At 64.0% G+C, this 19,846-nt stretch carries 16 protein-coding genes; 12 read left to right on the top strand and 4 right to left on the bottom strand.

Features of this window, described 5'->3' with window-relative positions:
• Positions 1-113: 113 nt before the first annotated feature.
• From mutS to ACK3R5_RS02225, 6 genes are all read left to right on the top strand, one after another.
• Positions 114-2,819 carry a DNA mismatch repair protein MutS gene (mutS, locus tag ACK3R5_RS02250; RefSeq protein ID WP_411967928.1) on the top strand — a complete coding sequence of 902 codons (2,706 nt, stop codon included), beginning with the start codon at positions 114-116 and terminating at the stop codon, positions 2,817-2,819.
• A complete protein-coding gene (gene mutL / locus ACK3R5_RS02245) occupies positions 2,816-4,972 on the top strand; it encodes a DNA mismatch repair endonuclease MutL (protein WP_411967927.1) in 2,157 nt (718 codons plus the stop codon). Before mutS ends, mutL begins: the two co-directional genes overlap by 4 nt.
• A gap of 53 nt (positions 4,973-5,025) precedes the next feature.
• Positions 5,026-5,328 carry a hypothetical protein gene (locus ACK3R5_RS02240; protein ID WP_411965425.1) on the top strand — a complete coding sequence of 101 codons (303 nt, stop codon included), beginning with the start codon at positions 5,026-5,028 and terminating at the stop codon, positions 5,326-5,328.
• Between the two features lie 99 nt (positions 5,329-5,427).
• Positions 5,428-6,384: a bifunctional 2-dehydro-3-deoxygluconokinase/2-dehydro-3-deoxygalactonokinase gene (gene kdgK1 / locus ACK3R5_RS02235; RefSeq protein ID WP_411967926.1), complete on the top strand. Its 957-nt coding sequence runs from the start codon at positions 5,428-5,430 to the stop codon at positions 6,382-6,384.
• Positions 6,385-6,658: 274 nt separating this feature from the next.
• Entirely contained in the window at positions 6,659-8,143 is a 1,485-nt protein-coding gene (locus ACK3R5_RS02230; RefSeq protein WP_411965423.1) for a Na+/H+ antiporter NhaC family protein, read from the top strand.
• A gap of 75 nt (positions 8,144-8,218) precedes the next feature.
• Entirely contained in the window at positions 8,219-8,893 is a 675-nt protein-coding gene (locus ACK3R5_RS02225) for a DUF6663 family protein (RefSeq protein ID WP_411967925.1), read from the top strand.
• Positions 8,894-9,139: 246 nt separating this feature from the next.
• Here the strand turns inward: ACK3R5_RS02225 and ACK3R5_RS02220 are convergent, their stop codons facing one another.
• Entirely contained in the window at positions 9,140-10,108 is a 969-nt protein-coding gene (locus ACK3R5_RS02220) for a C-terminal binding protein (protein ID WP_411967924.1), read from the bottom strand.
• Positions 10,109-10,214: 106 nt separating this feature from the next.
• Complete coding sequence (locus ACK3R5_RS02215; RefSeq protein ID WP_411965420.1) at positions 10,215-10,712, bottom strand: ArsR family transcriptional regulator; 498 nt, start codon at positions 10,710-10,712, stop codon at positions 10,215-10,217.
• A gap of 241 nt (positions 10,713-10,953) precedes the next feature.
• Here ACK3R5_RS02215 and ACK3R5_RS02210 point away from each other — a divergent pair, with 241 nt between their 5' ends.
• Positions 10,954-11,379, top strand: coding sequence for a CopG family ribbon-helix-helix protein (locus ACK3R5_RS02210; RefSeq protein ID WP_411965419.1), 426 nt, complete (start codon positions 10,954-10,956; stop codon positions 11,377-11,379).
• 20 nt (positions 11,380-11,399) lie between these two features.
• A complete protein-coding gene (locus ACK3R5_RS02205; protein ID WP_411967923.1) occupies positions 11,400-11,669 on the top strand; it encodes a glutaredoxin family protein in 270 nt (89 codons plus the stop codon).
• Between the two features lie 44 nt (positions 11,670-11,713).
• Here ACK3R5_RS02205 and ACK3R5_RS02200 read toward each other — a convergent pair whose 3' ends face one another.
• Positions 11,714-12,958 (bottom strand): lysylphosphatidylglycerol synthase transmembrane domain-containing protein, encoded by a 1,245-nt coding sequence (locus tag ACK3R5_RS02200; RefSeq protein ID WP_411967922.1) that lies wholly within the window; start codon positions 12,956-12,958, stop codon positions 11,714-11,716.
• A gap of 150 nt (positions 12,959-13,108) precedes the next feature.
• Positions 13,109-14,344: a CBS domain-containing protein gene (locus tag ACK3R5_RS02195; protein WP_411967921.1), complete on the bottom strand. Its 1,236-nt coding sequence runs from the start codon at positions 14,342-14,344 to the stop codon at positions 13,109-13,111.
• A gap of 107 nt (positions 14,345-14,451) precedes the next feature.
• On the opposite strand from ACK3R5_RS02195, the gene ACK3R5_RS02190 reads away from it, so the two are divergent.
• The 4 genes from ACK3R5_RS02190 to ACK3R5_RS02175 all read left to right on the top strand — a co-directional run bounded on the left by ACK3R5_RS02190 (position 14,452) and on the right by ACK3R5_RS02175 (position 19,757).
• Positions 14,452-15,879 carry an RtcB family protein gene (locus tag ACK3R5_RS02190; protein ID WP_411967920.1) on the top strand — a complete coding sequence of 476 codons (1,428 nt, stop codon included), beginning with the start codon at positions 14,452-14,454 and terminating at the stop codon, positions 15,877-15,879.
• A gap of 110 nt (positions 15,880-15,989) precedes the next feature.
• Positions 15,990-16,409, top strand: coding sequence for a hypothetical protein (locus ACK3R5_RS02185; protein WP_411965413.1), 420 nt, complete (start codon positions 15,990-15,992; stop codon positions 16,407-16,409).
• 13 nt (positions 16,410-16,422) lie between these two features.
• On the top strand, positions 16,423-16,605 hold the full coding sequence (locus ACK3R5_RS02180; RefSeq protein ID WP_411965412.1) for a hypothetical protein: 183 nt from the start codon (positions 16,423-16,425) through the stop codon (positions 16,603-16,605).
• A 356-nt stretch (positions 16,606-16,961) separates the two neighbouring features.
• Positions 16,962-19,757 (top strand): aconitate hydratase, encoded by a 2,796-nt coding sequence (locus ACK3R5_RS02175; RefSeq protein ID WP_411967919.1) that lies wholly within the window; start codon positions 16,962-16,964, stop codon positions 19,755-19,757.
• Positions 19,758-19,846 lie beyond the last annotated feature (89 nt).

The raw sequence follows: 19,846 nt of genomic DNA, 5'->3' as shown, positions 1-19,846 counted from the left end.
GCGTGAGCTGGCTGCCGCCCCGTCCAGAGGGACTCCGACCCGACCGGTTCAGTGGTGTCGGCCGAGCGAGCACCATCGTAGCGTTTTATCCGCACGCCCTCCCACGTGCGCACATGACTACTCAGGGAATCGTCGGACAGTTCCTCTCGTTGAAAGAGGACACCGACGCCGACCTGCTCGCCATGCAGTGTGGTGACTTCTACGAGTTCTTCGCCGAGGACGCCGAGACGGTCGGGCGCGAACTCGACCTCAAGGTGTCCCAGAAGTCGTCACACGGGTCGTCGTATCCGATGGCGGGCGTGCCGTTGAACGACCTGACGCCGTACCTCAAGGCGCTGGTCGAACACGGCTATCGGGTCGCCGTCGCCGACCAGTACGAGACGGAGTCGGGTGACCTCCGCCGGCGTATCACGCGCGTCGTCACGCCGGGAACGCTCCTCGAAACGTCGCGTGACGACGCACAGTTCCTCGCCGCCGTCGTGACCGGAACCGACGGTGTGGGTCTCGCGTTCGCCGACATCACCACCGGGCAGTTCCTCGTCACCGAGGCCGCAACCGTCGAGGACGCCGCCGCAGAACTCTACCGCTTCGCGCCAGTCGAAGTGCTCCCCGGGCCGGACCTCCGTTCAGACGACGAGACGCTCTCGCGTCTCCGCGAGGCGACGGACGCCTCCTTTTCGCTGTTCGCTACCGACGCGTTCGCACCGGGGCGTGCACGCCACGCCGTCCGCGAACAGTTCGGCGAGTCCACCGTCGACAGCGTCGGCCTCGACTCCGAGTTGGCGACGCAGGCCGCCGGCGGCGTCCTCGCGTACGTCGAAGAGACGGGTGCCGGCGTCCTCCGGTCGATGACTCGCCTCCGCGTCTACCGCCCGAGCGACCTGCTCGAACTCGACGCGACCACCCAGCGAAACCTCGAACTCATCGAGACGATGCACGGCGACCGGTCGGGGTCGCTGTTCGACACTATCGACCACACGATGACCTCGCCCGGTGGCCGACTCCTGCGAGAGTGGTTGACCCGCCCCCGACGTGACCGAGACCAACTCTCGCATCGACTCGATGCCGTGGAGGCCCTCGCGTCCGCCGCACTCGCACGCGAGCGCGTTCGCGAAGTACTCGACGGAGCCTACGACTTAGAGCGACTCGCGTCTCGTGCCGCGTCGGGAACCGCCGGCGCGTCAGAACTGCTTTCGGTCCGCGACACACTCGACGTTCTCCCCGTCCTCGCAGACGCTATCGAAGGCACCGAACTGGCCGACTCGCCGCTGACAGACGTCGTCGCGCGACCCGACAGAGACGCCGCCGCCACGCTCCACGCGGAACTCGACGAGGCACTCGCAGACGACCCACCGAAGACGGTCACACAGGGTGGGTTGTTCCAGAAGGGGTACGACGACGAACTCGACGAACTCATCGAGCGACACGAGTCGGTGACGTCGTGGCTCGACACGCTCGCACAGCGCGAAAAACGGCAACACGGCCTCTCACACGTCACGGTGGACCGCAACAAGACCGACGGGTACTACATCCAAGTCGGCAAGTCCGTCGCCGACCAGGTGCCCGACCACTACCGGCAGATAAAGACGCTCAAGAACTCGAAACGGTTCGTCACCGAGGAGTTAGAGGAGAAAGAACGCGACGTGCTTCGACTCGAAGAGGCCCGCGGTGACCTCGAATACGAACTGTTTCAGGAGCTTCGGGAGCGAGTCGCCCAGCACGCCGAACTCTTACAGGACGTGGGCCGCGCCATCGCAGAGGTGGACGCACTGGCGTCGCTGGCGACTCACGCCGCCGGAAACGGGTGGACACGGCCGGAACTCACCGAACCGGGAGCACTCCACATCGAGGCGGGTCGCCACCCCGTCGTCGAGACGACCACCGAGTTCGTCCCGAACGACCTGCACATGGACCGCGAACGTGGCTTCCTCATCGTCACCGGACCGAACATGTCGGGGAAGTCCACCTACATGCGACAGGCGGCGCTCATCACGCTCCTCGCGCAAGTGGGCAGTTTCGTCCCCGCTCGCTCGGCCACTATCGGCGTCGTCGACGGCATCTACACCCGCGTCGGCGCGCTGGACGAACTCGCACAGGGTCGCTCGACGTTCATGGTGGAGATGCAGGAACTCTCGAACATCCTCCACTCGGCCACCGAGGAGTCGCTCGTCATCCTCGACGAAGTCGGCCGGGGGACGGCCACCTACGACGGCATCTCCATCGCGTGGGCCGCCACCGAGTATCTGCACAACGAGGTGCGCGCGAAGACGCTCTTCGCCACCCACTACCACGAACTCACGAGTCTCGCAGACCACCTCGACAGAGTGGCGAACGTCCACGTCGCCGCCGACGAACGCGACGGCGACGTGACCTTCCTGCGGACCGTCGTCGATGGCCCGACCGACCGGAGTTACGGGATTCACGTCGCCGACCTCGCGGGCGTCCCGCGACCCGTGGTCGACCGGGCGTCGGACGTCCTGAACAGACTCCGCGACGAGAAGGCAATCGAAGCCAAAGGCGGCGGGTCTTCGGAACCGGTACAGGCCGTCTTCGACGTAGGAAGCGGCCAGATGAAAGTCGCCAGCGGCAGTGGAAGCGGGAATCCGGCGAATGGGTCGGCCCAGAACGCTTCGGCCGACACCGCACCCGAATCCGAGTCCGCCTCCGAACCCGCACTCGACCCGGAGATGGAAGCCGTCCTCGAAGAACTCGAATCGACCGACGTGAACGCAACCTCGCCGATAGACCTGATGGCGAAGGTGCAGGCGTGGCAGTCGAAACTGGCGGGCGATGGTGACCGGTCGGAGGGTGACCGATGACCTCCATCAAACAACTCGACGAGAAGACCATCGACCGCATCGCCGCCGGTGAAGTGGTCGAACGGCCCGCATCGGTCGTCAAGGAACTCTTCGAGAACAGTCTGGACGCCGACGCGACGCGCGTCTCCGTCGCCGTCGAATCGGGTGGCACCGAGGGCATTCGCATCCGCGACGACGGCGTCGGGATGAGTGAGGAAGAACTCGAACTCTGCGTCCGCGAGCACACGACGAGCAAGATATCGGACATCAAGGACCTCGAAGCGGGTATCGGAACGCTCGGGTTCCGGGGCGAGGCGCTCCACACCATCGGTGCCGTCTCGCGGATGACCATCCGGTCGAAACCCCGCGGCGGCGACGTCGGAACCGAGTTGCGGTACGAGGGAGGCGAAGTCGAATCGATTCGCCCCGCTGGTTGCCCCGAAGGGACCGTCGTCGAAGTCGACGACCTGTTCTACAACACGCCCGCTCGCAGGAAGTTTCTCAAGACGACGGCGACGGAGTTCGACCACGTCAACACCGTCGTCACCCACTACGCACTCGCCAACCCCGATATCGCCGTCTCGCTCGAACACGACGACAGAGAGGTGTTCGCCACCGAGGGCCGCGGTGACCTGCAGTCGACAGTCCTCTCGGTGTACGGTCGCGAAGTCGCAGAGTCGATGGTCCCCGTCGAGTACGACGCACCCGGCGTCACGGTCAGCGGACTCGTCAGTCATCCCGAGACGACGCGGAGCACCCGCGACTACCTCTCGACGTTCGTCAACGACCGCTACGTCACCGACCGCACGCTCCGCGAGGCAGTCCTCGACGCCTACGGGGGGCAACTCGACGCCGACCGCTACCCGTTCGCCGTCCTCTTCGTCGACGTCGCACCCGACGCCGTGGACGTGAACGTCCACCCGCGCAAGATGGAAGTCCGGTGGGACGACGAATCGCAGGTCAAACGCGACGTGACCGACGCCGTCGAAGAAGCGCTGTTGAACAACGGCCTCGTCCGCTCGTCGGCCCCGCGTGGCCTGTCGAAGGCGGACGAGACACCCGTCGCACCCGGCACGGGCGACGCCGATGACGGGGCAGACCCACACGACGTTCGCGACGTCGCTGACGACGCGGACGGCGAAGACGGATTCGACCGGCCGACGGTCCGAGACGTGCAATCGGCACGAGAGGACCGCCACGTCTCCGCCGATTCGACTGCGTCTCCCACGTCGCAGTCCGATTCGACGTCGCCTCCGTCTTCCACGTCCTCGTCGCCGTCTTCACCGCCCTCGCCTTCGTCGTCCACATCTTCTTCGACGCCGCCCACGCCGCCGCGCGAATACGACCTCACACCGGGGCCGGAGACGACCGAACAGTCGTCGCTAGACGGCGACGGAGACGGGTCTGGGTCGTCCGACGAGTCGGCGTCGAACAGTGCTCCGACGACGGCGACGGACACCGACAGTCCTCCACGCTCACCGGGGCGCATCGCAGCGCCGACGACACAGCGTGACCTCACGGGCGAGGAGGCGTCGCTGACTCCCGAGTTCGACTCGTTGCCGTCGATGCGAATCCTCGGCCAACTGCTCGACACCTACATCGTCGCGGAGACGAGCGAGGGACTGGTCCTCGTAGACCAGCACGCCGCCGACGAACGCGTCAACTACGAACGCCTGAAGGGCGACGTGGAGGGCGAGACGCCGACGCAGGCGCTGGCGAACCCCGTCGAACTCGAACTGACGGCGCGTGAGGCCGCGCTGTTCGAAGAGTACCGCGAGGCGCTGGCACAGGTCGGGTTCCACGCCGGGCAGACGGACGACCGAACCGTCTCCGTTCGGACCGTGCCCGCCGTCTTCGACGCGGCACTCGACCCCGGACTCGTCCGCGACGCGCTGACGGCGTTCGTCCGCGAAGAGGCCGATGGTGGCCAACAGACCGTCGATGCCGTCGCCGACGACTTGCTCGCTGACCTCGCGTGCTACCCCTCGATTACCGGCAACACGTCGCTCCGCGAGGGGTCGGTCCTCGACTTGCTCGCGGCGCTGGACGACTGCGACAACCCGTACGCCTGCCCACACGGCCGACCCGTCATCATCGAGTTCGACCGCGAGGAGATAGAAGCGCGATTCGAACGCGACTATCCGGGCCACGGCGGGCGACGCACCGAAGAGTGACCGCCCGTCCGCGCGCCGAGGATTAAAGTCGGGACACCGAGTGGATGAGAGCGATGAACCCGCTCGTCTTTCTGGGAATCGTCTTCGGGCCACTCGTCCTCGTCGCCTCGTACCTCTTTACCGCGGCGACTGGCCCGGCCGTTCCCTCGTGGGCGGGGGCCGTCGGGGAGGCGATTCGACTCTACGGGACGGCGCTGGCAGTCGTCGTCGCACCGGTCGCACTCCACCTCGACCGACTGACGCTCGCACGACGGTCTGACTGGGTGCCCTCTCCTATTTATTACCTCGTGGCCGTGCCGTTTCTCAGCATCCCCATCTCGGTCATCTATCTGGTCCGGCGGTTCACGGCAGCGTGAGCGGCCTCACGGGGCGACCACGCGTGGGTCGAACCGCCAGCAGTCGCGTCATTCGACGTCAACGCCGGAGGTTTATACCGCGACTGCGAACCCCCGTGCATGACAGCCCTCGTGACCTTCGGTGAGACGATGCTCCGCTTGTCGCCGCCGCGTGGCGAGCGACTCGAAACGGCCCGCGAATTCGAAGTGCAGGCGGGCGGCGCAGAGAGCAACGTCGCCGTCGCCGCGGCACGACTCGGCCGCGACGCGGCGTGGTTCTCGAAACTCCCCGACTCGCCACTCGGCCGCCGCGTCGTCGGTGAACTGCGAAGTCACGGCGTCGACACCGACGGCGTCGTCTGGGACGACGACCACCGACAGGGCCTCTACTACCTCGAACACGGTGTCTCTCCCCGCCCGACGAACGTCGTCTACGACCGGAGTGACGCCGCGGTGACGACGCTGGAGACGAGCGAAATCGACCTCGAAACCGTCCGTGACGCCGACATCTGTTATACGAGTGGTATCACGCCCGCACTCTCGGAGACGCTGCGAGTGACCACCGCCGACGTACTCGCCGCGGCACAGGAAGCGGGGACGACGACAGCGTTCGACCTGAACTACCGGTCGAAACTCTGGACGCCCGAAGAAGCGGCCGATGCCTACCGGGGCCTGTTCGACGACATCGACGTGTTGTTCGCCGCGAAGCGAGACGCCGAGGCGGTCCTCGGACGCGACGGCGACGCCGAATCCATCGCTCGCGGACTCGCAGACGATTTCGACTTCGAGACAGTCGTCGTCACCCGCGGTGCCGAGGGGTCGCTCGGACTCTCCGACGGCGAGGTGTTCGAACAGGGAGTCTACGATGCGGAGACGCACGACGCCATCGGAACCGGTGACGCGTTCGTCGGCGGATTCCTCGCGAAACGACTCGGCGGCGGCGATGTCTCCGAATCGCTCCAGTGGGCCGCCGCGACGGCGTCGTTCAAGCGAACTATCGACGGTGACGTGGCCGTCGTGACGCCCGAGGACGTCGAACGCGTCGTCGCCGACGATGACGACGGCATCTCCCGCTAACCACGCGAAGTTCTACCTCTCCAACCGTTTCGCGACGAATCGACTGGCGAAACCGCCGACGCGGGGACCCCGCGTGTTCGGCCACTCACGACCGGTGAGTGACGTGATGGTCTGACGTACCGAGAGATTGTATACCAACCAACAGATGGCAGAATCAGCACACGTATTTCGCAGAATCTGTCTCTGTGAGTGAACGAACGACCAACGATAACGATTTTTCCTCTCGTTTAAAAAGTCAGATTCAAATCCGGGAGCCTGATACTGCGTTCCGGAAATGGCATCACTCTCGTTCGAACCGCTGACGTACGACGACATCCCCGACGACGAGCGCCCATCGTTCGCGCAGGCGCTCGTTCCCGTCGTCGGGATGCTCGTCTTCCTGAGTGTCGGGGTCATCTGGCTCGGCCTCGACCCGCAGTTACCGCTTCTGTGGGGCATCATCCTCACCGGCGCAGTGGGTCGATATTCGCTCGGCCTCTCGTGGTCCCGTCTCTCCGAGGGCATCCGCGACGGCATCAACATGGGCATGTCGGCACTGCTCATCCTCCTCGTCGTCTACATGCTCATCTCGACGTGGACGGCCGCAGGGACGATTCCCGCGCTCATCTACTACGGCCTCGACCTGCTGTCGCCGGCGGTGTTCCTCCCGGCGGCGACGCTGCTGTCGGCCGTCGTCACCTTCGCCATCGGGTCGTCGTGGACCACCGCCGCGACGCTCGGTGTGGCCTTCATCGGCATCGGGTCGGGTCTCGGCATGCCCAACGCGATGACCGCTGGGGCCGTCCTCACGGGCGCGTACACCGGCGACAAGATTTCGCCGTTCTCGGATACGACGAACCTCGCGGCGGCCGTCACGAACACCGACCTGATGACTCACGTGCGGACGATGCGCGTCGGCACGAGCATCGCACTCGCCATCTCGCTCGTCGGATACACTGCACTCGGACTCACCGCGTCGGGTGACATCCCCGTCGGGCGCGTCACCGAGATTCAGACGGCTATCGCGGGCACCTACAGCGTGACTCCGCTCGTGTTCGCACCACTCGTCGTCACCTTCGTCCTCGCACTCCGTGGCTACCCGGCACTCCCCTCTATCATCGCGGGCGTCGTCGCCGGCACGTTCACGCAACTGTTCGTACAGGGACCCGTCGCTATCGACACGTTCGTCGGCGCGTGGAACGTCGCCTTCGCGGGGACGTCCCCCGAGACGGGCGTCGCGACGGTCGATTCGCTCCTCGCGTCCGGCGGCCTCCTCGGGTCGTCGTGGACGATGACCGTCATCCTCGCGTCGCTGTCGCTCGGCGGCATCCTCGAACGGACTGGCTGTATCGCCGTCATCGCTCACGAGATGCGGCGCGTCCTCACCTCGGTGTCGTCGCTCACCATCGGGACGGCGACGTCGTCGCTGGCGATGAACGCCATCGCGGCGGACCAGTACATGAGTATCGTCGTACCGGGGATGAGTTTCCGTGGCCTCTACGACGAGTTCGACTTGGACAGCAGAAACCTCTCGCGGGCCGTTGAGTCGGCGGGGACGACGACGAGCGCACTCATCCCGTGGGGGACCGGTGGTGCGTACATGGCCGACGTGCTCGGCGTGCCGACGCTCCAGTACGCGCCGTACTACTTCCTCGGGTTCCTCTCGCCGCTCATCCTCGTGGCGATGGGACTCACCGGGTGGCGAATCACGAAACAGGACGCAGACACCCAGGCCGGCCTGCGCGGCGCGTTCGCGTCGTTCGCGGACGACGACGACTGACCCACGGGTCGGCCACACGGGTTCTACTGTCGTGCGACCGGCAGGCGTATTTCGGTCCGTCCAGTAGCCGACGTTATGAACGTCACGACGGCCGGGCGATTTCGCGTCTACCGTAGTCCACGGGACCCAGACGAGTTGCTCCTGCTCGAACGCCCCGCAGAGGCCGTCGATTGGGCCGACTCGGCGGCCATCGCCGACGCCGCCGACGCCTTCTCGCCCACCTACGTCCCGCAGACGGGATACGACGACGAGGACATCGCAGACACCATCGCGGCGCTCGAACCCGGAAACGAAATCGAAGCGACGTTGGCGTGGGACGACGGCGACCCGCGGTTCTCCGAGGTGTCGGTCACCGACCGGACTCGATTCCGGTTCGTCGGAGGTGCGACCGGACTGTTCGAGGCCGCTCGAGAGACGTGGCACAGGATGGACAGCGGTGAGGCAATCGGGTCCCGCGTCACGTACGGAACCGACGGTGACCCGAACGCCGTCCTCTACGTCTTCGCGAAACAACCCGGTGCGCGTGACCTGTTCGAAGAGTTCAGAGACGGCGTCGTCCCACTCGACCCGCTTATCGGCCGTCTCGCCGCGGAAACTGACGACGCGACGGCGGGTGACGAATCGGGCGTCCCCGACGCACCCCGCGAGGTGTTCGTGATACGGCCGTTAGACGAGGCGTTCGTCCTCGTGGCTATCGCGTTCGACAGGGACGGCATCTTCGCCCAGACGATGCGCGAGACGTACTGTTGAGTCACTGCAGCACTGCTCTCATCTCACTCAGAATCTGACTCTGCTTCGTTCGTCACCCGTGACCCACACTCCGAACACCGGTAGACTGCACGCCAGCCACCTCCGGTGACGTACCGCCGTCGAAAAGAGTGTCTCGCACCACACTCGGGACAGACCGACGGAAGGTCGTCGGTGTCGACCATGCCTCCACTTGTGTCGGGGATGACCTAAGTGTCCTCCCAGCCCGCCGCACGCTGTCCAGACTGGTCAGTCCCAACGCGGTTCGACGCGGGCGGTCGGTTCCTTCCCTTCGAAGACGCGTTTGATGTCAGAGGCAGTCTGTTCGTTCACCTCGGCTTTCGCTTCGACCGAACACCACGCGGCGTGTGGCGAGAGGACGGCGTTGTCCAACTCGCGGAGTGGCGAATCCGCCGGGAGGGGTTCCGATTCGAACACGTCGAGGCCGGCGGCGGCGATGTCGCCCTCACGGAGTGCCTCGACGAGTGCGTCTTCGTCGATGACCGCACCCCGGCCCGTGTTGACCAGAATCGCCTCGTCGTCGAGGGCGTCGAAGGCGTCGGCGTCGACCATCCCGCGCGTCTCGGGTGTCGCCGGTGCGTTGACCAGCAGATAGTCCGAACGGGCGTAGAGTTCGTCGACCGAGACGCGTTCTGCGTCGAACTCGGCGAGTCGTCCGTCGTCCACGTACGGGTCGTAGACGACCATCTCGACACCGAACCCGGATGCGAGTTCGGCAGCACGCTGTGCGATGGCACCGAACGAGAGGAAACCGAGCGTCCGGCCGTCCATCCGGTGGAGGTCACGCCCGGGCGTCGACGGCCACTCCCCCGCCTTGACCGCCCGGTCGTACGTGGGCGTCGCCCGGATACACGACAGGAGGAGTGCGATGCTGTGGGTCGCCACCTCGTCGGTGCAGTAGGAGGGTACGTTCGTGACGACGACGTCGTGCGCGTCGGCCGCCTCCACGTCGATGTTGTCGAACCCGACGGCGGCGCGAGCGACGATAGAGAGGTCGAGTTGGGAGAGCGCGTCGGCGGTGACCGGCGTGTTGATGTCGGTGACGACGGCGTCGGCGTCCGCCGCGCGGCAGGCCTCTACGAGGGCCTCCTCGGACCCGAGTTCGGCGACGTGTATCTCGGCAACGTCCCCGAGAATCCGACGCTGGTGCTCGGGGTCCACCATGTGAAAGTCGCTGAGCACGACATTATAACTCATATCTGGGTAAACTATTCTTGCCGAGGCTACTTGATTGTGTCCCGTATTCCCAGTTCGAAACACCGCTGAACGATGATGAGAGACGCTGTACGATACGAAAGCGGGGTTAGCGTTCCTGCGACCAGCGCTGGTAGAGACTGGACCCACCGATGATGGCGAAGACGAGTCCGGCGAGAATAGCGGCGTTGACCGAGGAGACGAGCGGAACGTCGACGGTGACGGCAACCATGAGGACGAGGCCGAGTGCAGAGAGCGCGGCGTAGTACTCGCTCCACGAGAGTTCGCCCTCCGGGACGACTTCCATGTAGACGGTGACGTCGCCCGCCTCTGCCAGTGCCACCTCTTTCGACTCCTCGTCGTACTCGACGATGTCCAGTTCGTCGAGTTTCGGGATGTGGGTCTGTTGGAGCGAGACGTACGCACTCTGGCGGATGTTTCGGGGTGGTGGCGACTCACCCGTCTCTGCCTCCGCGATTCGCTCCGCGAGCTCGCGGAGCGTCATGTTCCCGTCCTGCAGGAACTCGATCGCCATCCGACGGCGGTCGTTGCTCAGTACCTCGTGAATTCGCGTCTCAGATAGTTCGGTATCAGGTGATGTCGCCATACGAGGATTCGATTGTTTCGTGACTGGTCGCTTCTCCTATATCAACAGTTCGCCTCGGTTATCTCAGGTGAAAACGACGCTCGCGTCCGAAACTCCCGATTCCGGCCACGTCCGGGCCTCACACCCGTCTTCACGGTTCTGAGATATCCCGAGACGGCCGACCGGCAAGCGTGTAGTCTGTCCCGGCCGGCGACCCCTCACGATACCAATGCTTAATAATCGTGGTTGCCGGTGTTAATATATGACCGTCGTCAGCGTCTCCATGCCGGAGGAACTGCTGGAGCGCATCGACTCGTTCGCCGAAGAACACGGGTACACCGGCCGGAGCGAAGTCGTCAGGGAAGCATCGCGGAATCTCCTCGGTGAGTTCGAAGACAAGCGACTCGAAGACCGAGAGTTGATGGCCGTCGTCACCGTCATCTTCGACTACGAGACGACGAGTGTCGAAGAGCGGATGATGGGCCTGCGTCACGAGTACGAAGGCCTCGTCAAGTCGAACTTCCACAACCACGTCGGCAACCACTACTGTATGGAACTGTTCGTCCTCGAAGGACAACTGACCGATATCTCGACGTTCGTCGGGAAGATTCGGGCGACGCGAGACACGCTGAGCGTCGATTACTCCGTGATGCCCGTCGACGAGTTCACGGGAATCGTCGAGGAGTGACGGACGCGACACCGTCGAATATGAGTGACACGAGTGACGCCGTCGATATCGTCGTCTACACGCGCGAGCAGTGCCACCTCTGTGACGAAGCGGAAGCGACCATCCGCGAGGTGGCCGAAGACGAGGGCGTCCCCGTCGACATCGAACTGGTCGACGTCGATACCGACGAGGAACTCCGCGAGGAGTACGGCGAGCGTGTTCCCTACGTCTACGTCGACGGCCGACCGGCGTTCAAATTCCGCGTCGACCCGGCCCAGTTGCGAGAGAAGTTGGCGGTGGCGTCCCCGTGAACGCCGCCGGTTCGCTGTCTGCCCGTTCGACATCTTTCTGACAGTCACTGCTTCGTCGCCGTCGTAAACAGCGCCCACAGCACGGTAAAGCCGAGAACGCCCAATCCGACGTCTCGAACGAGGTGGACGACGACTTCCGTGGGTTCGGTGAAGAGCGCTCGCGTGTGAATCACGACGACGAACAGGATAGAGATTCCACCCGCGAGGGCGAACGCGACTGCGGTCATCTGTCGCGTGCGTCGCGTCTCGGTGCCACCGCTAGCAGAAAAGAGGAGTCCGCCGGTGGCGACGGCGCCGAGCGCAGTCGGCACCCAGTAAACGGTCCCACGATAGACTAACGCAGCAGCAGTCGCCGACGCGGTGGGGACGCCCAGCATCGCCGCGAGCAGTCCCGACAGGACGACTTCTGCACTCCCGAGTCCACCCGGCGTCGGGACGACTCCGCTCACCTTCGCCAACGGAACGACGAGGAACACCGCCAGCAACGGTTGGTCGACACCCAGTGTATCGAGGGCAGTCCAGAGTGCCGCGGCAACCGATACCTGTCCGAACGTCGCGAGTGCGAAGACGGCGACGAGGCGCCACGGGTCCGACGCGAGCACGTCCAGCGTCGCCACGAACCGTTCGACGCGGTTCACGACGCTCGCTGGCGACGGCGGGGTGACACCGGGAATCCAGTGGCCAACCCGGGCGGTGAGTCGCCCGAGTGCGCGCCCGGCCACCGGGGCGACGTCGTGGCGGGCCACCCACAGTACGCCGCCGACGACGAGAAACGTCAGTGTCACGCCGACGATGATAGTCGCAGTCGACCGATTCTGCCCGACTGGGACGAGGCGCGAAGCGTAGACGACGACTGCCAGGAACGCCAGCGACAGCGAGGCGAGGCGGACGAGCACGTTGAGACTGGCGACGGCGGCGAACGCACTCTCGTAGTCGATATCGGCCTCCCACGCGACGAGCAGACTGCTCACGGGCGTCCCCCCGGATTGTCCGAACGGCGTGACGGCGTTGACGAATCCGGTCGCCGCGAACAGCACCGTCGCGTCCCAGAGACCGACCCGTGCGCCGATTCGGTGGAGTAGCAACCAGAGTCCCGCCCCCCAGACGACGATGGGAAGGAGTCCGAGTACGACGAGTGACGCGATGTCGCGCGGTGAGACCGACCGGACAGCGTCTACGACGTCGGTTACGCCGACGAACCAGACGTAGATGGCGAACCCAGTGAGTGCGAGCACGACACCGGCGGCAGTCCGCCACACGTCGCGCGTTCGAACTGTCGAGTGGGTCATACGTTGGGAGACTGAGTCTGGAGCAGGTGACCGGATTCTAACAGGGACGTCACTCAGTCGACGGTCGCTGTTCGATGGACGGCCTCTCTGCCCGCGTCACGTCGCGGAAGTCGAACCGTACGCCGCCGTCTTCGACGGTGAAAGCAACACTCACCGGCGACGCGGTGGCGCAGTCAACCACCACCCGAACACTTTCGACCAGTACTCGTCGGGGTCTGATGGTGGTTTCTTCGTCTCGTCGTGCGTCTTCCCTTCGAGTAACTGGCGCTCGACGATGTTTCGGGCGAGGTGAAGTGCGTGTGACGCGCCGTATCCTTCGCCCGTCCCGACGAAGTGGCCTTTGTCGGTGTACAGGCGGATGCGGGCCATGATGAGCGGCGTCCCACGGAGTTTCTCGTCGTGTTTGTGGAGGTAGACGTGCGCTTCGAGTATCGTGAGGCCACCGTACTTGTCGGCGAACCCCTCCACCATCTCGACCACTTCCGACCGAGAGATATCGTCCAACAGTTCGACGTTGGTAATCTGGACCGGAAGTCTCGACTCACCCGTCCACGTCAGCGATTCGAGGACGTCCGTCTTCGTGACGATTCCCGACGGTTCGTCTTCGTGGAGGACGATGAGCGACGAGACGCCCTCCTCCAACATCCGTTCGACGGCGACGTCGAGTCCTTCGTTCGGGAGTGCCGTCGCCACGGGTGTGCTCATCACGTCTACGACGGGTAAGTCCAACATTCGTTCGAGTTCGCCGGCACGGTCACCCATCCCGCCGGGCGACCGGAATCCGGGTCCGGCCTCGCCGCTCGCGACGTCGAATCCGCCCGACGACCCACCGGACGGTTTGTTCACTGTCCGAGTCGTGAAGTCGAGGATGTCGTAGAGGCTGACGACGCCGACGACGGAGTCGTCTTCGACGACGGGGAGGTGTGTGATACCGTTCTCGCGGAAGGTGTTGAGCGCCTCACCGAACGTCGCGTCGCGTTCGACGGTGACGAGCGAGTCGGAGTAGACGTCCTCGACGGTGAGGACGCCGAGATACTCCGTCACGGCGTCGAGGACCCGGTCCGTCGATATCGTTCCGTACAGGTCGTCGCCGTCGAAGACGGGAAGCACCTCGCTCCGACTGGCGAGGATGAGGCGGGCGACGCGCCGGACGTCCTCGTCGCGTTCGACTTTCGCCGGGTGCCAGAGGATGCTCTGTGCCTTCGCGTCTGGGTCACGGTGGGTGACGTTCATCTGCCGGAGCGTGACGATGCCGAGATACTCGTCGTCGTCGACGACGACGATAGCCTTCGTCCCGGTTTCGTGGAACACTCCCTGCAGTTTGGAGACGCGCGTGTCGGGCCAAACCGTCGGAAACTCACCCTCGACGAGGTTCGAGATATCCATACGTAGGATACGGCCGACGGGGAGTTGAATGTTGTCAGTAGAGTAAGGTGATTGTCCTATCGCACGCACTTATGCGACTCGTTCGCATAGTTCTACGTGGTGGTCAGATGGTCGAACTTTCAGCAGTCGCAGAGAACGTCTACGAAGTCGAGCGAACCGGTTCGATGCGCGTTCCGGCGCGCGTCTACGGTTCAGAAGCCCTCATCGAGGAGATGCTCGAAGAGGGTGACCTGACGCTCACACAGGTTCGAAACGTAGCGACGTTACCGGGCATCCAACGCTTCGCTCTCGTCTTGCCGGACGGGCATCAGGGCTACGGGTTTCCAATCGGTGGCGTCGCCGCGGTAGACACAGACGACGGCGTCATCAGTCCGGGAGGCATCGGGTTCGACATCAACTGTGGCGTCCGTCTCCTCCGAACCGGACTGTCGTACAAAGACGTCGCCGGCGAGACGTCGATTCTCGCGGACCGACTCTATCAGACCATCCCTACCGGGTTGGGCAAAGGTGGCTATCTCCGGACGGATATCTCCGACGTGCGCGGCATCCTCGAATTCGGGATGGAGTGGATGCTGAACAACGGTCACGCCACGATTGCCGATTTAGACCACTGCGAGGAAAACGGCCGTCTCCCGGGGAACCCGAACGCGGTTCCGACCGAGGCGCTCAAACGCGGGGTCAATCAGGTCGGGTCACTCGGGTCAGGCAACCACTTCCTCGAAGTCCAGCGTGTGACCGACGTGTACGACCCGGAGACGGCGGCGGCGTTCGGTATCGACACCGACGACATCGTCGTCATGATTCACTCCGGTTCGCGTGGCCTGGGTCACCAGACGTGTTCTCACTTCATCCGGGCGTTCGAACGAGAGTACGCTGACCTCGTCGAGTCGCTCCCGGACAGGCAACTCGTCTACGCGCCACTCGGAGACCACCTCGCAGAGAAGTACCGAGATGCGATGAACGCCGCCGCCAACTTCGCGTGGGCGAACCGGCAGGCGATGACGCAGGCAGTCCGTGAGGTGTTCGACGCGCTCTTCGACGCCAGCGACGTCGAACTCGTCTACGACGTGTGCCACAACATCGCCAAAGAGGAACGGCACACCGTCGATGGACGAGAGAAACCGCTCCTCGTCCATCGAAAAGGGGCGACGCGGGCGTTCCCCGCTGGTCACCCCGAGATTCCGGACGCCTACAGAGACGTGGGGCAACCAGTCTTCATCCCGGGGAGTATGGGGTCACACTCGTACGTCCTCGCTGGCGGGGAGAACTCGCTTGCGCTCAGTTTCGGGTCCACCGCCCACGGTGCCGGGCGACTCAAGTCGCGGACGCAAGCGAAGTCGGAGTACACTGCCGGCGAACTCCAGAAGGCACTGCGTGCCCGCGGTATCTTCGTCCGTGCTCGCTCGGGCGGGACGCTGACGGAGGAAGCACCCGGCGCGTACAAAGATATCGACGAGGTGGTCCGCGTCAGCGACGCCCTCGGTATCGGCACGAAAGTCGCTCGGACGACACCCCTGGCCAACATCAAGGGGTGAGTCCGAACCAGTCGGCACCCGTCGAGACGTGGGCCGAGTGGTACCCGCACCGCAGTTCGGCCCCCTCTTTCGGGCGTAATCCTATCACCTCGGCGCACGACTATACGACCATGGAAGCTGACAGACAACTCCTCCAACAGGCCCGAGAGCAACTCGACGGGTGGACCTACACGGCGCGTGACCAGGCGTACCGTGAACTGTTCAACGGCGACAGCGCTGTCGTCACGGGTGAGGAGCGTCAACTTCTCGACCACATCGACGAAGAACTCGCCAGCAACGGCGACGACGGTATCTGGGGTGTCGACGAGTACGCCATCGTCATGGGACATCCCAAGAACCACCCGCTGTCCGTCGTCTGTACGCGGCACCCACAGATACCCGTCGAGTGGTCACGCGGTGAGGAGAGTCTGACAGAAGCAGAGCGAGAACAGTTCAACGACTTGCTGTGGGACTACTGCGAACGCGTCCGACGACACATCCAAGACGAGGTAAACGAGTTCGTCGGCGTCGCAGGGGTACTCGAAGAGTAGAACCGAACGACCGATGCGCATCATCCACTCACCAGAACGGCAACCCTGTTACCGGTGTGGTGACCGGTCCGCCCTCGTCGTCGCTCGCGGACACGAGATGTGGTATAGCTGTTGGGACTGTTCTGTCGGCATTCTGGAACACGGCGGCATCATCGTCGCCGGTGACCTCAGCGGGAAGCGACGGCGACAGTCGTAGTCGTCAGTCACATATCGGACGCGACTCTGTTCGTTGTCGAATAGTAGGAGAATGATTGTCGAATAGTAGGTGAATCGCTAGCACGTCGCTAGCTTTCGAGTGTGAGTCATCTATCGAATAGATGTGAGTCACCTATCGACCAGTTGTATGTTGTATGTTCTATGTGAGCAAGTACCTCACCAGTTGCTCATCGCTCGTGTGCCAAATAAGAATCAATTACGTGCAATTATATACCAAACTGATACCACCAGTGGCAATATTCCGAAAAAGTGCCAGACGTGTCGGCTCTCTCCCCCAAACACTGCCCCGATTCTGAGGTAACCGATTCAAGGCCGATGAGTTCCTAGTGGAAGACAATGGTAGATTCCGATCCATTCGGTGCAATCCGAGAATTCGAACACGGAGATACCACGTACAAGATGGCGGACTTGACCGTCCTCGAAGAACAGGGTCTCTGCGAACTCGACAAGCTCCCGGTGAGTATCCGAATCCTCCTCGAATCAGTTCTCAGAAACGTCGACGGTGACATCATCACCGAAGAAGACGTGCGAAATGCGGCGTCTTGGGAACCTGACGTCCCGAACGTCGAAGTCCCCTTCACCCCGTCTCGCGTCGTGCTTCAGGACCTGACTGGCGTGCCTGCCGTGGTGGACCTCGCGGCACTTCGGTCTGCGGCAGACCGAGCGGGTGAAGACCCGAAAGTCGTCGAACCCGAGGTGCCGTGTGACCTCGTCATCGACCACAGTGTACAGGTCGACTTCTTCGGCACCGAAGACGCCTACGAGAAGAACGTCGAACTGGAGTACGAGCGCAACTCCGAGCGGTACAAGGCGCTCAAGTGGGCACAGAACGCGTTCGACAACTTCCAGGTGGTCCCGCCGGGAACCGGTATCGTCCACCAGGTGAACCTCGAACACCTCGGACAGGTCGTCCACGACAGAGAGTGGCGTGACGACCAGTGGCTCTTGCCCGACACGCTCGTCGGCACCGACAGTCACACGCCGATGATTGGCGGTATCGGTGTCGTCGGGTGGGGTGTCGGCGGTATCGAGGCCGAAGCGGCGATGCTCGGCCAGCCGATTACGATGAAACTCCCCGAAGTCGTCGGTGTCAAACTCGAAGGCGAACTTCCCGAGGGTGCGACGGCGACGGACCTCGTCCTCCACGTCACCGAGCAACTCCGCGAAGTCGGCGTCGTCGACCGGTTCGTCGAGTTCTTCGGCCCCGGCGTCGAGAACCTCTCTGTCCCAGACCGGGCGACCATCTCGAACATGGCACCCGAACAGGGGTCGACCATCAGCATGTTCCCGGTGGACGAGGCCACGCTGGACTACCTCGAACTCACCGGCCGCGACCCAGACCACATCGAAGTCGTCCGCGAGTATCTCGAATCACAGGGGCTGTTCGGCGAGCAACACCCCGAGTACACCGAGACGGTGGACGTCGACCTCTCTGCTGTCGAACCGAGCCTCGCCGGTCCCAAGCGCCCGCAGGACCGCGTCCCGATGGGCGACATGAAGACGCACTTCCGCGGACTCGTCCACGGCGAGTTCGAAGAGCAACTCGACGACTACGACGAGTACGAACTCCAGCAGTGGTTGGGCGAGGGTGGAGGCGACCCCGAACTCGCCGGTGACGGGGGCGCTGCCGCCGCACAGGTCGACGCCGACCTGAACCCGCTGACCAAGCGCGTCACCGTCGAGATGGACGACGGCACCGAGGCCGAAATCGGCCACGGAAGCGTCGTCGTCAGCGCTATCACGAGTTGTACCAACACGTCGAACCCGTCAGTGATGCTCGCGGCGGGCCTCCTCGCACGCAACGCAGTCGAGAAGGGCCTCGACGTTCCCGAGTACGTCAAGACGAGTCTCGCGCCGGGGAGTCGAGTCGTCACGGAGTATCTGAAGAAAGCCGAACTCCTCCCGTATCTGGAGGACCTCGGTTACAGCGTCGTCGGGTACGGGTGTACGACCTGTATCGGCAACGCCGGCCCGCTTCCCGAAGCCATCGAGAACGCCATCGACGAACACAACCTGTGGACGACGAGCGTCCTCAGTGGCAACCGCAACTTCGAGGCGCGCATCCACCCGAAGATTCGCGCCAACTACCTCGCGAGTCCGCCACTCGTCGTCGCCTACGGCCTCGCCGGGCGGATGGATATCGACCTCGAAAACGAGCCACTCGGCACCGACGACGAGGGCGAACCGGTCTACCTCGCGGACATCTGGCCGGACACGAACGAAATCCAGCAGACGATTCACGACAGTGTCGACCCGTCGATGTTCCGCGAGAAGTACGCACAGGTCTTCGAAGGCGACGAGCGCTGGGAAGCACTGGAAGCGCCGACCGGCGACGTCTACGAGTGGGACGACGAGTCCACCTACATTCGTGAACCGCCGTTCTTCAAGGACTTCCCGCTGGAGGAACCCGGCGTCTCCGACATCGAAGACGCCCGCTGTCTCATGACGCTCGGCGACACCGTGACGACGGACCACATCAGTCCCGCCGGGCCGTTCGGTCCCGACCTACCGGCAGGCCAGTGGCTCATGGACCACGGCGTCGACCCCATCGACTTCAACACCTATGGCTCTCGTCGTGGGAACCACGAGGTGATGATGCGCGGAACGTTCGCCAACGTCCGCATCGAGAACCAGATGCTCGACGACGTGGAGGGTGGTTACACCATCCACCACCCGACTGGCGAGGAGACGACTGTCTTCGAAGCGAGCGGGCGCTACCGCGAAGAGGGAACCCCGCTCGTCGTCCTCTCGGGCGTCGAGTTCGGTACCGGGTCGAGTCGTGACTGGGCGGCCAAGGGGACGGACCTCCTCGGCGTCCGCGCGACCATCGCAGAGAGTTACGAGCGCATCTACCGCGACAACCTCGTCGGCATGGGCGTCCTGCCGCTTCAGTTCGAAGACGGCGACTCGTGGGAGTCACTCGGCCTCGACGGAACCGAGTACTTCTCTATCCACGGCCTCGACGATGGCCTCGAAGTCAACGACGAACTCACCGTCGTCGCCACGAAAGACGACGGGACGGAAGTCGAGTTCGACGTGACCGCACAGGTCGGCACGCCAGCGGCGGTGAAGTACGTCGAAAACGGCGGTATCCTCCACTACGTCCTGCGTCGTCTGCTGACGCAAGACTGAGCGGAGACACCGCCATCTGACGGGCTCGTTTCACACGTTTTTTCGGACGGCACAGATTCATGCTGTGTGGTACCGTAATTCATACGGAT

The sequence above is a fragment of the Haloferax sp. YSSS75 genome (assembly GCF_046764215.1).
Taxonomy (GTDB): Archaea; Halobacteriota; Halobacteria; order Halobacteriales; family Haloferacaceae; genus Haloferax.
This window is presented reverse-complemented; position numbering and strand designations above follow the sequence as displayed.

Excerpts from the sequence above, each read along its gene's own strand:
- ACK3R5_RS02225 (WP_411967925.1), top strand. The coding sequence starts at position 8,219 with ATGAACGTCACGACGGCCGGGCGATTTCGCGTCTACCGTAGTCCACGG.
- mutS (WP_411967928.1), top strand. The coding sequence starts at position 114 with ATGACTACTCAGGGAATCGTCGGACAGTTCCTCTCGTTGAAAGAGGAC.
- ACK3R5_RS02185 (WP_411965413.1), top strand. The coding sequence starts at position 15,990 with ATGGAAGCTGACAGACAACTCCTCCAACAGGCCCGAGAGCAACTCGAC.
- ACK3R5_RS02200 (WP_411967922.1), bottom strand. The coding sequence starts at position 12,958 with ATGACCCACTCGACAGTTCGAACGCGCGACGTGTGGCGGACTGCCGCC.
- ACK3R5_RS02240 (WP_411965425.1), top strand. The coding sequence starts at position 5,026 with ATGAACCCGCTCGTCTTTCTGGGAATCGTCTTCGGGCCACTCGTCCTC.
- ACK3R5_RS02195 (WP_411967921.1), bottom strand. The coding sequence starts at position 14,344 with ATGGATATCTCGAACCTCGTCGAGGGTGAGTTTCCGACGGTTTGGCCC.
- ACK3R5_RS02180 (WP_411965412.1), top strand. The coding sequence starts at position 16,423 with ATGCGCATCATCCACTCACCAGAACGGCAACCCTGTTACCGGTGTGGT.
- kdgK1 (WP_411967926.1), top strand. The coding sequence starts at position 5,428 with ATGACAGCCCTCGTGACCTTCGGTGAGACGATGCTCCGCTTGTCGCCG.
- ACK3R5_RS02220 (WP_411967924.1), bottom strand. The coding sequence starts at position 10,108 with ATGAGTTATAATGTCGTGCTCAGCGACTTTCACATGGTGGACCCCGAG.
- mutL (WP_411967927.1), top strand. The coding sequence starts at position 2,816 with ATGACCTCCATCAAACAACTCGACGAGAAGACCATCGACCGCATCGCC.
- ACK3R5_RS02215 (WP_411965420.1), bottom strand. The coding sequence starts at position 10,712 with ATGGCGACATCACCTGATACCGAACTATCTGAGACGCGAATTCACGAG.
- ACK3R5_RS02210 (WP_411965419.1), top strand. The coding sequence starts at position 10,954 with ATGACCGTCGTCAGCGTCTCCATGCCGGAGGAACTGCTGGAGCGCATC.
- ACK3R5_RS02230 (WP_411965423.1), top strand. The coding sequence starts at position 6,659 with ATGGCATCACTCTCGTTCGAACCGCTGACGTACGACGACATCCCCGAC.
- ACK3R5_RS02205 (WP_411967923.1), top strand. The coding sequence starts at position 11,400 with ATGAGTGACACGAGTGACGCCGTCGATATCGTCGTCTACACGCGCGAG.
- ACK3R5_RS02175 (WP_411967919.1), top strand. The coding sequence starts at position 16,962 with ATGGTAGATTCCGATCCATTCGGTGCAATCCGAGAATTCGAACACGGA.
- ACK3R5_RS02190 (WP_411967920.1), top strand. The coding sequence starts at position 14,452 with ATGGTCGAACTTTCAGCAGTCGCAGAGAACGTCTACGAAGTCGAGCGA.